10 protein-coding genes are annotated in these 12,929 nt (G+C 56.4%); 3 read left to right on the forward strand and 7 right to left on the reverse strand.

Annotated elements, in window-relative coordinates; all coding sequences use genetic code 11:
* Positions 1 to 2: 2 nt before the first annotated feature.
* Positions 3 to 695: a ribulose-phosphate 3-epimerase gene (rpe, locus tag OLX72_RS08375; RefSeq protein WP_433990260.1), complete on the reverse strand. Its 693-nt coding sequence runs from the start codon at positions 693 to 695 to the stop codon at positions 3 to 5.
* A 93-nt stretch (positions 696 to 788) separates the two neighbouring features.
* Complete coding sequence (locus OLX72_RS08380; protein WP_114871620.1) at positions 789 to 1,475, reverse strand: DUF1045 domain-containing protein; 687 nt, start codon at positions 1,473 to 1,475, stop codon at positions 789 to 791.
* 211 nt (positions 1,476 to 1,686) lie between these two features.
* On the opposite strand from OLX72_RS08380, the gene OLX72_RS08385 reads away from it, so the two are divergent.
* A complete protein-coding gene (locus OLX72_RS08385) occupies positions 1,687 to 2,946 on the forward strand; it encodes a UDP-N-acetylglucosamine 4,6-dehydratase family protein (RefSeq protein WP_433990261.1) in 1,260 nt (419 codons plus the stop codon).
* A 10-nt stretch (positions 2,947 to 2,956) separates the two neighbouring features.
* Here the strand turns inward: OLX72_RS08385 and OLX72_RS08390 are convergent, their stop codons facing one another.
* The 5 genes from OLX72_RS08390 to OLX72_RS08410 all read right to left on the reverse strand — a co-directional run bounded on the left by OLX72_RS08390 (position 2,957) and on the right by OLX72_RS08410 (position 7,403).
* Entirely contained in the window at positions 2,957 to 3,973 is a 1,017-nt protein-coding gene (locus OLX72_RS08390) for an SDR family NAD(P)-dependent oxidoreductase (protein ID WP_433990262.1), read from the reverse strand.
* Positions 3,974 to 4,078: 105 nt separating this feature from the next.
* Positions 4,079 to 4,279, reverse strand: a complete 201-nt coding sequence (locus OLX72_RS08395) for a DUF2783 domain-containing protein (RefSeq protein WP_114871618.1) — start codon at positions 4,277 to 4,279, stop codon at positions 4,079 to 4,081.
* Between the two features lies 1 nt (position 4,280).
* A complete protein-coding gene (locus OLX72_RS08400) occupies positions 4,281 to 5,885 on the reverse strand; it encodes an FAD-dependent oxidoreductase (RefSeq protein WP_433990263.1) in 1,605 nt (534 codons plus the stop codon).
* Entirely contained in the window at positions 5,882 to 6,448 is a 567-nt protein-coding gene (locus tag OLX72_RS08405; protein ID WP_114871616.1) for a DinB family protein, read from the reverse strand. The genes OLX72_RS08400 and OLX72_RS08405 overlap by 4 nt, the downstream gene beginning before the upstream one ends.
* A 4-nt stretch (positions 6,449 to 6,452) precedes the next feature.
* Complete coding sequence (locus OLX72_RS08410) at positions 6,453 to 7,403, reverse strand: MBL fold metallo-hydrolase (RefSeq protein WP_114871615.1); 951 nt, start codon at positions 7,401 to 7,403, stop codon at positions 6,453 to 6,455.
* 283 nt (positions 7,404 to 7,686) lie between these two features.
* Here OLX72_RS08410 and OLX72_RS08415 point away from each other — a divergent pair, with 283 nt between their 5' ends.
* Complete coding sequence (locus OLX72_RS08415) at positions 7,687 to 9,483, forward strand: autotransporter assembly complex protein TamA (RefSeq protein ID WP_433990264.1); 1,797 nt, start codon at positions 7,687 to 7,689, stop codon at positions 9,481 to 9,483.
* Entirely contained in the window at positions 9,480 to 12,908 is a 3,429-nt protein-coding gene (locus OLX72_RS08420) for a translocation/assembly module TamB domain-containing protein (RefSeq protein ID WP_433990265.1), read from the forward strand. The genes OLX72_RS08415 and OLX72_RS08420 overlap by 4 nt, the downstream gene beginning before the upstream one ends.
* Positions 12,909 to 12,929 lie beyond the last annotated feature (21 nt).

Raw genomic sequence — 12,929 nt, forward strand, 5'->3', positions numbered from 1 at the left:
GATCAGGCATAGACACCCACTGCCGCTTCGCGGATGGCACGGATATTCTGGCCGTATACGTCCGGATTACTGACCGATCCGCCCTTGAACACTGCAGATCCGGCAACCAGAACGTCTGCCCCTGCCTGCGTCACCAGCGGCGCTGTTGTCGGATCAACACCGCCGTCGATTTCGATATGAACGGGCCGGCCGCCGATCATCGATTTCAACTGGCGCACTTTCTCGATCTGCGAATGAATGAACTTTTGCCCGCCAAAGCCGGGGTTCACTGTCATCACGCAGACCAGATCCACCAAATCCAGCAGATATTCTATCGCGCTGGCCGGTGTGCCGGGGTTCAATGCAATCCCCGCCTTGGCACCATTGGCGCGGATGGCCTGCATTGTCCGGTGCACATGGGGCCCGGCCTCGACATGTGCGGTGATCACGTCGGCACCTGCCTTGGCGAATGCTTCGATATAGGGATCAACAGGTGCAATCATCAAATGCACGTCCATGACGCCTTTGATGTGGGGGCGGATTGCGGCGCAGGTTGACGGGCCGAAAGTGATGTTGGGCACGAAATGGCCATCCATCACATCAACATGCACCCAGTCGCATCCCTGCGTTTCAATGGCTTCGCATTCGGCACCAAAATTGGCGAAATCGGCTGACAGGATCGACGGGGCGATTTTAACAGAACGTTCAAAGGACATGGGGCAGCGCACCTTTTTTGCGGGAACGGGGATTTGTTGTGATATAGCTTGCGCTTTGGTCAAAGGTCCAGCGGTGCAACGCCACGTGTGCGGTCATCCAGTCAGGCGCGCGCTTGAAATCTGGTGAAAGTATCCCGTTTCGCTTTCACCGGCCAGAATGATGCGATCAATGTTCAAAACCTGTTCCAGCACCGGCAGCAAGGCGTTTTGCAACGCTGCGCTGGTTTGGGAACGCGTTGTTTTACCCAGTTTGCCTGTCAGGGTGATGTGAAATTTGAAATCTTCCATCACATGCGGATAGCCCCACTGCGCCAGATGTTCTTTCTGCCTGTCGGACAGGGTGGATGCTTCGCGCCGCGCGATTTCCTGCGCCGTCAAAGGCGCGCGAAAACAATCCAGATCCTGCACACATTTCGCGGCCAACTGGGCAAGCGGTTTCGTATCGCTTTTGGGCACAAGCGCAAGAAACTGGCCCAAGGCGACCAGTTTCAGCCCGTCAAGCGCGATGGGCGAAAGCGTTTTGGCAAGTGCCGCCAGCGCCGTTTGCAGTTCTTGCTCGGTCCGGTTCTCGGCCAGTCGGAACGGCGGTTTCAACGTGGCATGAAACCCGTATCGGCGCGGTGTTTCTGTCAGGTCTTGGATTGGTTCGGACAACCCGGGGATATGCGGCCGCGTCACAGGTTTGCCGGTTCGTATATCCCACCCCAGCCAGCTTGACCCGAAATCGGCCAGATCGCCCTGGGGTGGCGTGTAATAGATGGCATAGCGCTGAAAGTTCATAAGGCCCCCGTTTGTCAAAGACTGGTCTGGAAACCCTTCTTTTGTCCAGATTGCTTTTCCCGATGCTTGGAAAATCGGAAGTTTCGTTCTTTGTGGACTGGTTTCGTTAACCAAACTGAAAACAAAGCCGTGCTGATGTGACCACGTTGCCTTGGGTGCGACACTTGCCCGGTGTTGCGCTGCGCAAGAACGGAGATTTCTGGAACTGAAAATGATCGAATTGTCACATGCTGCCCTGCGTTGGTTCCGCCCACTTCATTTCTTTCTGTCTGCCCTGTCACGATCAACCGGATTGATCGGACCATGGACAAGCCATTACGCCGGCAGGGCAAAGACGGTTCACAGACCGCTACAGGATCGCATCATTCACGACGAACGTGATGTCTTGCTCGGGCGCGCGCACGTAGACCTGACCGCGCCGCAGATCGCGGCGGTTTATCACGGCCAGTCTGTCCTGATTACCGGTGCAGGTGGATCGGTTGGTTCTGAACTGGCCCGACAGGTTATCGAAGCTTGCCCGCGTTTGCTGGTACTGTTGGATCATTCAGAGCTTGCGCTTTATCAGATCGATCGCAAACTGCGTGAAGCGGCACGGGCAAACGGTGTTGTGCTGCGCCCCGTTCTGGCATCGGTCACCGATGCTGCCAGGGTTTTTTCAACCCTGAGCCAGAATGAGGTAAGCATCGTTCTGCACGCGGCGGCCTATAAACATGTTGCCCTTATCGAAGAAAACGAAATTGCGGGCGTTCTGAACAACGTGATCGGTACACAGGTTATGGCCGATGTTGCGCGCCAGTCTGGGGTCAAACGGTTTGTGCTGGTTTCAACGGACAAGGCGGTGCGCCCCAAGAACATCATGGGGGCAACCAAACGACTGGCTGAACTGGTTGTTCAGGATATCCAGACACGCGCACCCGGAACGATTTTTTCTATGGTGCGGTTCGGCAATGTGGTCGGCTCGTCCGGCTCGGTTGTGCCCCTGTTTCAGGAACAGATCGCGGCCGGTGGCCCTGTCACCATCACGCACAAGGATGTTTCGCGCTATTTCATGACAATTCCCGAAGCCGCGCATCTGGTTCTAAGTGCAAGCGCCTTTGCCAGGGGCGGTGATTTGTTCATGCTGGACATGGGAAAACCGGTGCGGATTGTCGATCTGGCCCGCCGTATTGCGCGACACTCTGGCGTCAGGATCCGCGATGAATGTGCGCCAGACGGTGAAATCGACTTGCAGATTACAGGTTTGCGCCGTGGTGAGAAACTGTTTGAAGAATTGCTGGTCTCTGCCACGCTAGAACCAACGCCGCACCGCAAGATTTTTCGCGCGTCACCCAAGGGTATTTCGGAACTGGAAATGGCCCGGATATTGCGTGATCTGGCAACTGCCGTTGCGCATGTTGACAACGCGTCAGCCCGCCGGATTGTCACGTCAGCCCTGTCAGAGGATCGGATTCCGGAACAAACCGCGATATGAACGCGCGCGGCTATACTTGATAATAATCGAGATACCAGTCGACAAAGGCCTGAATGCCAACGTTTATCGGTGTTGCGGGGCGTGACCCTGTCAAAGTTTCCAGCAGGCTTGCATCGGCCCATGTGGCCGGCACATCGCCGGGTTGCATGGGCAGAAATCGTTTTTCTGCTGTCCGGCCAACTGCGGTTTCGATGGCTTTAATGAATGTCATCAGTTCAACCGGCTGTCCGTTTCCGATGTTTACAATCCGGTACGGCGCGACCGCAGAAAGGCTGTCACCATCGGCTATGTCCTGTTCTGTTGCTGGACGTCGTGGCGCGGCATCGATTAGCGCACAGATGCCGGCAACAAGATCGTCGATATAGGTGAAATCCCGCTGCATTTTGCCGTGGTTGTAAATGTCGATCGGGTTCCCTTCCAGAATGGCCTTGGTGAATTTGAAATGGGCCATGTCGGGCCTTCCCCATGCTCCGTAAACGGTAAAAAAACGGAACATCGTCATCGGAAGATCGTAAAGATGGGCATAGGAATGGGCCATGCTTTCCGTGGCCTTTTTCGTCGCTGCATAGAACGACATCTGCCGGTTGGTCTGATCGGTTTCGCGGTAAGGCATATCCGTATTCGCGCCATAGACCGAAGATGTGGACGCCAGCAGAGTGTGCGCCGGGGGATAGGCGCGTGCCGCCTCGAGCAGTTCAAGCGTGCCGACAAGGTTGGATTGAACATAGCTGCGCGGCTGATCGATGGAAAACCGCACACCGGCCTGCGCCGCCAGATGAATGATCGCATCGAAACGGTGCTTTTCGAATAGATCCAGCAGCAGCCCATCCTGTTCAAGCCGTGCGTTCACGGCGGTAAAACCGGCGCTTTGCATAAGCATTGCCTGACGGCGCTGTTTCAGCGTCACGTCGTAATAATCGGTCATCGCGTCCAGCCCGACAACGCGCCACCCCGCGTCCAGCAGCGCGCGCGCCGTGAAGTATCCGATAAATCCGGCAGACCCGGTAACAAGTGCTGTGCGCTGCATTCTGTTTGCCTTGATTGTCATGTTCGGTTCAGGACGGTTGGCGCCTTTTGCCAGTTGGCGGCGATCAGGCCAAGGGCACATGAGTGGATTGGAGGTTGACCCCGTTTATGCCTCATCCGGCATCGTGGCGGTCTTCAGGGCAGCGCGCAGAACTTCGCGGTCGCCGATATGATTGCACAGGATCAGCACCAGCCGGGCGTGAAACGCATCGCTTTGGTCTTTTGTCAGGCCGTCATGGGCGGCCAGCAATTCGGCATAAAACCCATCCACATCTGTAATGTTGGGTTCAAGGTTCAACTGTACCATTTCAACCCTCTTTTCCGATGGCGCGGCGCATGGCAGCGCATATTTTGGTTTCATCAAACGTGCCCCACCGGGCCGCGATATAGTGATCGGGGCGCACCAGATATACCGCAGAGTCGGCACTTCCCAGAAATCTTTCCCGGATGACGGGATCGCAATCCATCTTGACGCGCCGCGCACTTACACCTGCTTCACTGATTGCATCCGGCGCGGTTGCATTCATTGTCAGAAGGCTAAAGCCGGGGCCCAGATTTTCCAGAAGAAACCCCTGTGCCATGGGCACGTCGCAACATGGCGCGCCCGGGCGTGTCAATGCGGGACCGCCAGCAAGATCATCGGGGCCTGTGAGGGGCGAGGATTCGTAATTGCAGGGCACCGACAAGCGGCCGGAATTGACCATCGGGCGTGCAAAGCCGTGATGTTCGGAAAGGTCCAGCACGGCATCCCGCAATATCCTGCTGATCTGTGATTTCGGTGTTATGAAATCTGTCGAACGCGACGAGTTAAGGATGTTTTCGTCGGCTCCGAAAACACGTTCGGCATCGTAAGAGTCGAGCAGGGTTTCGGGTGCGGTTCCGTCGATCACCAGTTTGAGCTTCCAGCACAAGTTGTCGGTGTCTTGCAGGCCCGAATTGGCCCCGCGCGCGCCGAAAGGCGATACCTGATGTGCGGCGTCACCCGCGAATATGACGCGGTTATGGCGGAAACGTTCCATGCGGCGGCACTGAAACTTGTAGATCGACACCCATTCCAGTTCGAAATCGATATGCGCGCCCAACATCGCCTTCAGGCGGGCAACAACATTTTGTGGCTTTTGTTCTTCGTCTTTGTTGATGTCCCAGCCCAGTTGCAGATCAATGCGCCAGACCCCGTCGGGCTGTTTGTGCAGCAATGCTGATTGGCCACGGTTGAACGGAGGATCAAACCAGAACCAGCGCTCTTTCGGAAAATCGGCGTCCATCACCACATCGGCGATCAGAAAGTTATCCTCGAACACGCGCCCGACGAAATCCAGCCCCAGCATCTGACGCATCGGGGAACCGGCACCATCACACGCGATCAGCCAGTCGCATTCCAAGGCGTAAGGGCCATCGGGCGTTTCTATGTTCAGCGAGACGTGATCGTCGTGCTGGCTCGCCTGCGTAACCTTGTTGCGCCCACGCAATTCGATTGGCGCACCGGCGTTTTCCAGCGCCCTGACCCGTTTGATCAGGTGGTGTTCCAGATGGTATTGCTGAAGATTGATAAAGGCGGGGCGTTTGTGTCCTGCTTCGGGTTGCAGGTTGAAGTGATAGACCTGCCGGTCGCCGAAAAATACCTTGCCAACGTTCCACTGAACGCCTTTTTCGGTCAATTCCTGACCGCATCCCAACCTGTCAGCGATGTCCAGCGTCCGTTTCGAAAAACAGATGGCGCGACTGCCGAAAGACACCTTTTCGTTGTCATCGAGTATAAGAACCGGAATGTCCTGCTGCGCGAGATCAATCGCCGCCGCCAATCCCACAGGCCCCGCGCCGACAACAATCACCTGCTTGCGCGCCGGTGTTTCGCGATCCTGATCTGCGGAACGGCGGTAGGGATACAGAGGTTTTTCAAAAATTCTGGTCATTGTGGGCCGCGTTTGCCTGATTGCGGGCGTTTGGTTGTTTCCAACGGTTCCGCAAAATAGCGCGCAGCAGTCGGTGCGCGCCCGTATTCAAGGTAGAAATCATCCAGTTGTGGTGGTGCGATACCGGCGTGGTGAACCATCGTGTGGGCCTGACCGCGATGATGGATCTGATGTTGAAACAGGTGCAGCAGCAAAGGCCCGACCCGTTCATAAACATCGCCTGTTTCACGCCGGGTCAGGCGCAGACTATCCAGATCTTGGGGCCGTAGTGTTTCGCAGAAGCGGATCAGCTCTTGATCCAGTGCGGTTTGTAACTTTGCAAGGGCCGCACACGACCCGACATCGGTCCGGTCATAAACCGAACGGCCATGTCCGGTTTCCTGCAGGGCATCAATATAATAAAGATCAACCTCGTAAATGTGGTTCAGCGTTCGCTTAAGCGACGGAAAGAAACCCGGACGCGGACCGGAAAACGCACTGTCTGACAGCCCTGCAACCGCGGCATAGAGCGTTGTGTTGGCCCATGCGTTGTTTTGCGCCATCAAAACAAATGCATCCTTCATTTGATCATTCCTGCAATGCGGCCCACATCTCCAGATCGCGCTCTGCGGTCCAGATCTTTGGCGTCTCTACGCCGCGGGCTTCGTCATAGGCGCGGGCCACGTTGAAGGGCAGGCAGTGTTCATAGATCGCATAATCGGAAAATTTCGGATCACAGGCCGCACGTACCGCATCCCACGCCTCTTTCAACGATCCACCACGGGCTGCGACGCGCGCGGCGGGGGCATAGGTGCTGTTTACGAAATCGCGCGTGTTTTCGATTGCGGCGTTGACCATTTCTTTTCCGATCAATGCATCACCACGACCGGGCGCAATAGCATCAACATCGAAAGACCGGATGTTATCAAGCGTATGATTCCATTCACCAAAGTAGCCATCGCCACAGTAACAGGCCGAATGGTATTCAACGATATCGCCCGTGAACATGACGTTCTGGTCAGGCACGTGAACAACAATATCGCCAGCGGTATGGGCGCGCCCCAGATGCATAAGATCGACACGCCGGTTGCCCAGATAGACTGTCATCGCATCCGAAAACGTGGTGGTCGGATAGGTCAGGCCCGGGATACTTTCATGGCCTTCGAACAGACGGGGGAAGCGCTGGAATTCACTGTCCCAATCTTCTTGCCCGCGTTCCACCACCATGGCGCGGGCTGCATCGCTCATGATGATCTGATCGGCGCCATAGGCCGATGCGCCAAGAACGCGCACGGCGTGGTAATGCGTCAGAACCACATGCGAGATCGGTTTGTCAGTGACGGTGCGCACATTCTCGATCACCTTTTTGGCCAGACGCGGTGTTGCCTGCGCTTCGACAATCATCACAGAGTTGTCGCCGATGATGACACCCGAATTGGGATCGCCTTGTGCCGTATAGGCCCAGATACCGTCGCCGACTTCGCTGAAGCTGACGATTTTTTCCTCCAAGTCACCTTGCGATGCGAATGCTTTTGTCATTGATTTTCCCTTCAAGTGCCGTTGTGCAGGAAATGCAAACGCCCCTTCATGTCGTAATTCAATCGCAGCAAAGCTAACACGGGTTCACATGCAGCGAAAGCAGGCAAGGCACCGCGTATCCGCCGTTGAAACAGCCGTGAATATTCACCTGTGAACGATTTCTTTACTTGCGGTCAGGTGCGCGCATCGGGCATATCTGGGCCAATAAAACCCATTGGGGCAGGACACGCGACTTTCGTTTAATTCAGCCTTTCGGTTCCGTTCCGGCAGGGAAAACGATGACTTGAAACTGACGTCGAAATTTCTCTTCAGACTATCGGTCGGCATCTTGCTGTCGATACAATCGGCTATGGCGCTGACCGTGCAGATCAATGGTGATCTTCCCGAGGACGTTCTTGACAGTTTGAACGGCGCATCGCTGCTGGTTGAACAGGCGAATAACGAGGACGCCGCCAGCCAAGACCCTTACGCATCGGCAACAGCAGATTACGCCCGTTTGCTGGCGGTGTTGTACGAGGCTGGATACTTTGGTGCGGAAATCAGCATCAAGCTGGATGGCCGGGAAGCGGCAAATGTCAGCGCGATCAACGCCCCCAAGACCGCGAATTCGGCTGTTATTAACATTCAGCCGGGGCCGGTTTTCCGTTACGGAACAGCGCAGGTAAAACCGATCGCGCCGGGAACCGAATTGCCAAAGGGGTTCGCAACGGGTGAAACCGCCGGTCTTTCCACCTTGCGCGGCGCCAGTGAACGGGCAATTTCGGGGTGGCGTGATCTGGGGTACGCCAAGGCCAGGATCGTTGATCAAAAGGTGACGGCAGATCACCGGAACGCGATCCTGAATGCTGCATTGCAGGTGAATGCGGGGCAACAGCTGAAATTCGGCAACCTGACCGTCAAGGGCAACAGACGGGTTCGTACGGAACGCATTCTGGAAATCGCGGGCCTGCCGCAAGGCGAGGTTTTTTCACCCGAAGCTTTGGACAAGTCTGCCAAACGGTTGCGGCGCACGGGTGCGTTTGGTTCGGTTGCGTTCTCCGAAGCCGAAAATGTCGGATTGAACCAGACGTTGGATATTACGCTGGACGTGTCCGAACAGCGCCGCCGCCGCGTCGGATTTGGTGGGGATATTGCAACGTCTGACGGGTTGAGCCTGAGCGCATTCTGGATGCATCGCAACCTGTTGGGCGGTGCCGAGCGGTTGCGGATCGAAGGTGAAATCAGCGGCATTGGCGGCGACACGGGCGGCGACGATTATCGGCTGAGCGCGCGGTTCGAACGGCCTGCAACCTTTGGGCCAGACCGTGATTTATACGCATTGGCCGAACTCGAAGAATTGAACGAAGTCAACTATTTCACGCGTCAGGCAACCGTTGGCGTTGGTGTGAACTGGATCGCATCGGACCGCCGCGAATACGAATATGGCGTTGGCCTGATGGCAGCGGAAACCCGTGATGCGTTCGGTGAAGACGAATATCTGTTGTTTATCATCCCCGCTGAAACCCGCCGCGATTACCGAAACAACCAACTGGATGCGACCAAGGGCTATTACCTGCGCGCCAACGCTGCGCCTTTTGCTGCCATTCGCGGATCGGATGACGGTGTTCGTGCGTTCGGAGACTACAGAATTTACCGCAGCTTCGGGACAGAGCGCCCGGTTACCCTCGCGTTTCGTGCGCAGTTGGGATCGGTTTTCGGGCCATCCTTGGCGGATGCCCCGAGCGATTTCGTGTTTTACTCGGGCGGCGGCGGCACAGTGCGCGGGCAACCCTATGAATCCTTGGGCGTGGACGTAGGCGGCGGATTGATCGCTGGCGGGCGATCCTTTCTGGGTCTTTCCGCCGAGGCGCGGTTCAAGGTTACCGAGACGATCGGAATCGTCGGGTTTTATGATTACGGCTTTATCGGGTCAGACCCATTGCCCAGCGAAGGCAGCGGCGATTCACAAAGCGGTGCAGGTATCGGCGTGCGCTACCAAACGCCGATCGGCCCGATCCGGTTTGATGTCGCTGTGCCGGTTGATGGACCGAATGAAAGCAATAATTTTGAAATCTATATCGGGATCGGACAAGCGTTTTGAGAAAGCTGGCCCTCATTCTGATGTTTTGTCTGGGCTGCGCAAATGCGGGCTTGGCGCAGGAAGATGATCGCGGGTTCCTGACGCGCAAGATAGAAGAGGCTCTTGCCGGGGCGGGGCGCGATGTGCGTCTGGAAGGGTTCAGGGGTGTGCTGACGTCGGAGGCGTCTTTTGACAGTCTGACCATTGCCGATGAAGACGGTATCTGGCTGTCACTGACCGATGTCGTGTTGGATTGGAAGCGGTCGGCGCTGCTGCGTGGACGGTTCGAAGTCAACACGTTGTCCGCCAAATCGCTGGATTTGAAACGCATTCCGAAAACCGAAGAACAGGCCGAGGTTCCGGATGCGGAAGCCAGCGGATTTTCTTTGCCTGAACTGCCGGTCGCAATCAACATAGCCGAGTTCAGGGTAGATGAAATCACGTTGGGCGAACCCATTCTGGGCGAGGCGGTTGCCCTGTCGATCACGGCATCGGCAAGGCTGGAAGACGGGGAATTTGAAACCGATCTGAATGCGGAACGAACAGACGGAAAGATGGGGCGTTTCCTGATTGATGCCAGTTTTGAACAGGCAACTGAAACGCTGGCTGTCAAGCTTGAGGTGGTGGAAGATTCGGGCGGGATCGCTGTGCGCCTGATGAATCTGCCCGGACATCCCGAACTTGATCTGACGGTTGATGGAACGGGAGTGCTAAGCGATTTTGTTGCACAAATCGCGCTGGCAGCAAATAACGAACCGCGTTTGACCGGTCAGGTAAAGCTTAGCGCGGAACCGGTTGCTGAAGGTCAGACAAAACCGGCGCGCCGCATCCAGGCCCAACTGGGCGGAGATATCGCGGCTTTGCTTGCGCCGCAGTATCAGCCCTTTTTTGGCGATGATATCGCGCTGGATGTCGATGTGCACACCGCCGTCGATGGCAGCATCGACGTACGCGCATTCAGCCTTGCTGCCCAACAGGCCAATCTGGACGGGCAGGTGCGTCTGAACAGTGATTACTGGCCGGTATTCATGGATGTCGACGCCAAAATCGGTCATCCCGACGGCGATGCCGTCCTGCTGCCTTTGGGCGGGCCGGAAACCTACGTTTCGGCAATGGATCTTTCGGTTCAGTTCGATGCCGCAGATGGCGATAGCCTGAATGCGGTTTTCGATGTGCGCGATGTCTCTCGGGATGGAAACGAGGTATCGCAAGCGCAGGTTGAGATGGTGGGAAATCTGCATGGCGAGGTTGGACATGTCGGGCAGGTGGTCGGGGATGTGACAGCCGCTGTCACAGGTCTGCGATTGGCCGATTCCAGTTTGCGCGAAGCGGTTGGATCGCAACTGAATGTTTCGACAAACGTCAACTATATCGAAGGGCAGCCGGTCAGGTTGTCGGATCTGGTTGCAACTGGAGAAGACTATGGTGTGCGCGGGCGGGTGATCATCAATGATCCTGCAAGCGGTTTGCTGACACGTTTGAACGTGCAGGTTGACGCGCAGGATATCAGCCGCTTTTCGGCCCTCGCGGATCGCGCCCTTGCGGGTGCAGTGGCGGTTTCGGTGGCGGGCGAGGTTGCGCCGCTGGCGGGTACTTTTGATGTCGAAGTGAAAGGCCGGAGCGATGATCTGAAGGTGGATCAGGCGCAAGCCGATATCCTGATGGCGGGGCGTACGCAGCTGGATATTATTGCAAGCAGAACCACTGAAGGGTTCAAGGTGTCAAAGCTGGACCTGTCCAATCCGGCGTTGCAAGCCAAAGGGCAGGCCGATCTGAGTAGTGGCGACAGTCAGGTTCAGCTTGACGCGACATTGCGTGATATTTCGCTGCTGGCCCCTGAATACACCGGATCGCTAAGTGTAAAGGCACAGGCCGAAGAGGATGCAAACGGTTGGTCTGTGGATGCCAGTGCAGACGGCCCCTATGCATCGCGCGCGATGGTCAAGGGCCGTGTGACAGGTCCGGATGCCGATGTTGATTTCGAAGCCAGCCTGCCGGACATCCGGGTTTTTGTGCCACAGATACCGGGCCCACTTTCTACAAAAGGGAATGCCAAAAAGGCAGCGAACGGATGGCAGGTTTCGCTGAACGCGGACGGCCCTTCGGGAACGAAGGCGGATGTGAGTGGTCTGGTTGCGGATAGCGGTGATCTGGATATTGAAATCGTTGGTACCGCCCCGCTTGGGTTGTCGGCCCCGTTTCTGAAGCCACGCGTATTGCAAGGCCCCGCGACATTCGATCTTTCGGTCAACGGTCCGCCGGCGCTAAGTTCGGTTTCAGGTACAATCGGGACAGCGGGCGCGACGTTTTCGGCACCCAACCTGCGCCTTGCACTAAGCAATATCAACACGAACGTGACGCTGTCCGGAGCGTCGGCCAACGTGGATGTTTCCGCTGCAGTCGAGAATGGCGGTTCTTTGAAAGTGTCTGGTCCGATCGGATTGACCGGTGGGTTGAACTCGGATCTTGATATTCAGCTGGCCGGGGTCAAGCTGATTGATCCCAGCCTTTACGAAACAGTTCTGGATGGGACGATATCCGTGAATGGTGCCCTGACGGGGGGGGCGCAAATAGCCGGCCGGATCGATGTGGGACAAACCGAGATCAAGGTTCCTGCATCGGGTTTGAGTGCAATCGGCGACATACCGGAGATACAGCATGTTGCAGAACCCGTGCCTGTTCATCTGACACGCGAAAGGGCTGGTCTGATCCAGGACGAAGATGCGGAGGCCAGTTCGGGGGCTGCCGGGCCTGCCTATCCTCTGGCGATCACCGTCAATGCGCCGCGCATATTTGTGCGGGGCCGGGGGCTTGATGCCGAACTGGGTGGTCAGTTGCAGATCAAGGGCACGACAAACAATATCATTTCGTCCGGCCGGTTTGATCTGATCCGGGGGCGGCTGGATATTCTGGCGAAAAGGTTCACTCTGGATGAGGGGATCATCCAGTTGCAAGGCAGTTTTCTGCCATACGTCCGGTTTGTGACGTCAAATACAACGCAGGATTTCACGGCCAAGATTATCCTTGAAGGGCCGGTGGATGATCCCGAGATTACGCTGGAATCGACGCCGGACGCCCCTGATGACGAAATACTGGCACAGCTTATGTTCGGACAAAGCGTGTCTGACATGTCGGCCTTTCAGGCGTTGAGACTGGCCAGCGCGGTCGCGGTTCTGGCGGGTGGAAGCGGCATAAATGTCATCAAGAACCTGCGCACCGGTTTCGGCCTCGATAATCTGGACATCACTACCGACGAAGAAGGTGTGACCCAGTTTGAGGCCGGGAAATATCTGACGGAAAATATCTATACCGAAGTCACGGCTGGGACGGATGGCAGCAGCGAGGTTTCGCTGAATATTGACCTGACCAAGTCGCTGACCGCCAAAGGCGCTGTGGATGACGAAGGCGATAGTTCTGTCGGATTGTTTTTTGAGCGTGATTATTAACGCGTGGGCGCAGACTCGCGG

Origin of the sequence: Sulfitobacter sp. TBRI5 (genome assembly GCF_051013555.1) — a bacterium.
Lineage (GTDB): Bacteria > Pseudomonadota > Alphaproteobacteria > Rhodobacterales > Rhodobacteraceae > JL08.

Bases quoted from the DNA above. Each gene is read 5' to 3' on its own strand.
- OLX72_RS08410 (WP_114871615.1), bottom strand. From the start codon at position 7,403: ATGACAAAAGCATTCGCATCGCAAGGTGACTTGGAGGAAAAAATCGTC.
- OLX72_RS08390 (WP_433990262.1), bottom strand. From the start codon at position 3,973: ATGCAGCGCACAGCACTTGTTACCGGGTCTGCCGGATTTATCGGATAC.
- OLX72_RS08400 (WP_433990263.1), bottom strand. From the start codon at position 5,885: ATGACCAGAATTTTTGAAAAACCTCTGTATCCCTACCGCCGTTCCGCA.
- OLX72_RS08380 (WP_114871620.1), bottom strand. From the start codon at position 1,475: ATGAACTTTCAGCGCTATGCCATCTATTACACGCCACCCCAGGGCGAT.
- OLX72_RS08395 (WP_114871618.1), bottom strand. From the start codon at position 4,279: ATGGTACAGTTGAACCTTGAACCCAACATTACAGATGTGGATGGGTTT.
- OLX72_RS08385 (WP_433990261.1), top strand. From the start codon at position 1,687: ATGATCGAATTGTCACATGCTGCCCTGCGTTGGTTCCGCCCACTTCAT.
- OLX72_RS08405 (WP_114871616.1), bottom strand. From the start codon at position 6,448: ATGAAGGATGCATTTGTTTTGATGGCGCAAAACAACGCATGGGCCAAC.
- rpe (WP_433990260.1), bottom strand. From the start codon at position 695: ATGTCCTTTGAACGTTCTGTTAAAATCGCCCCGTCGATCCTGTCAGCC.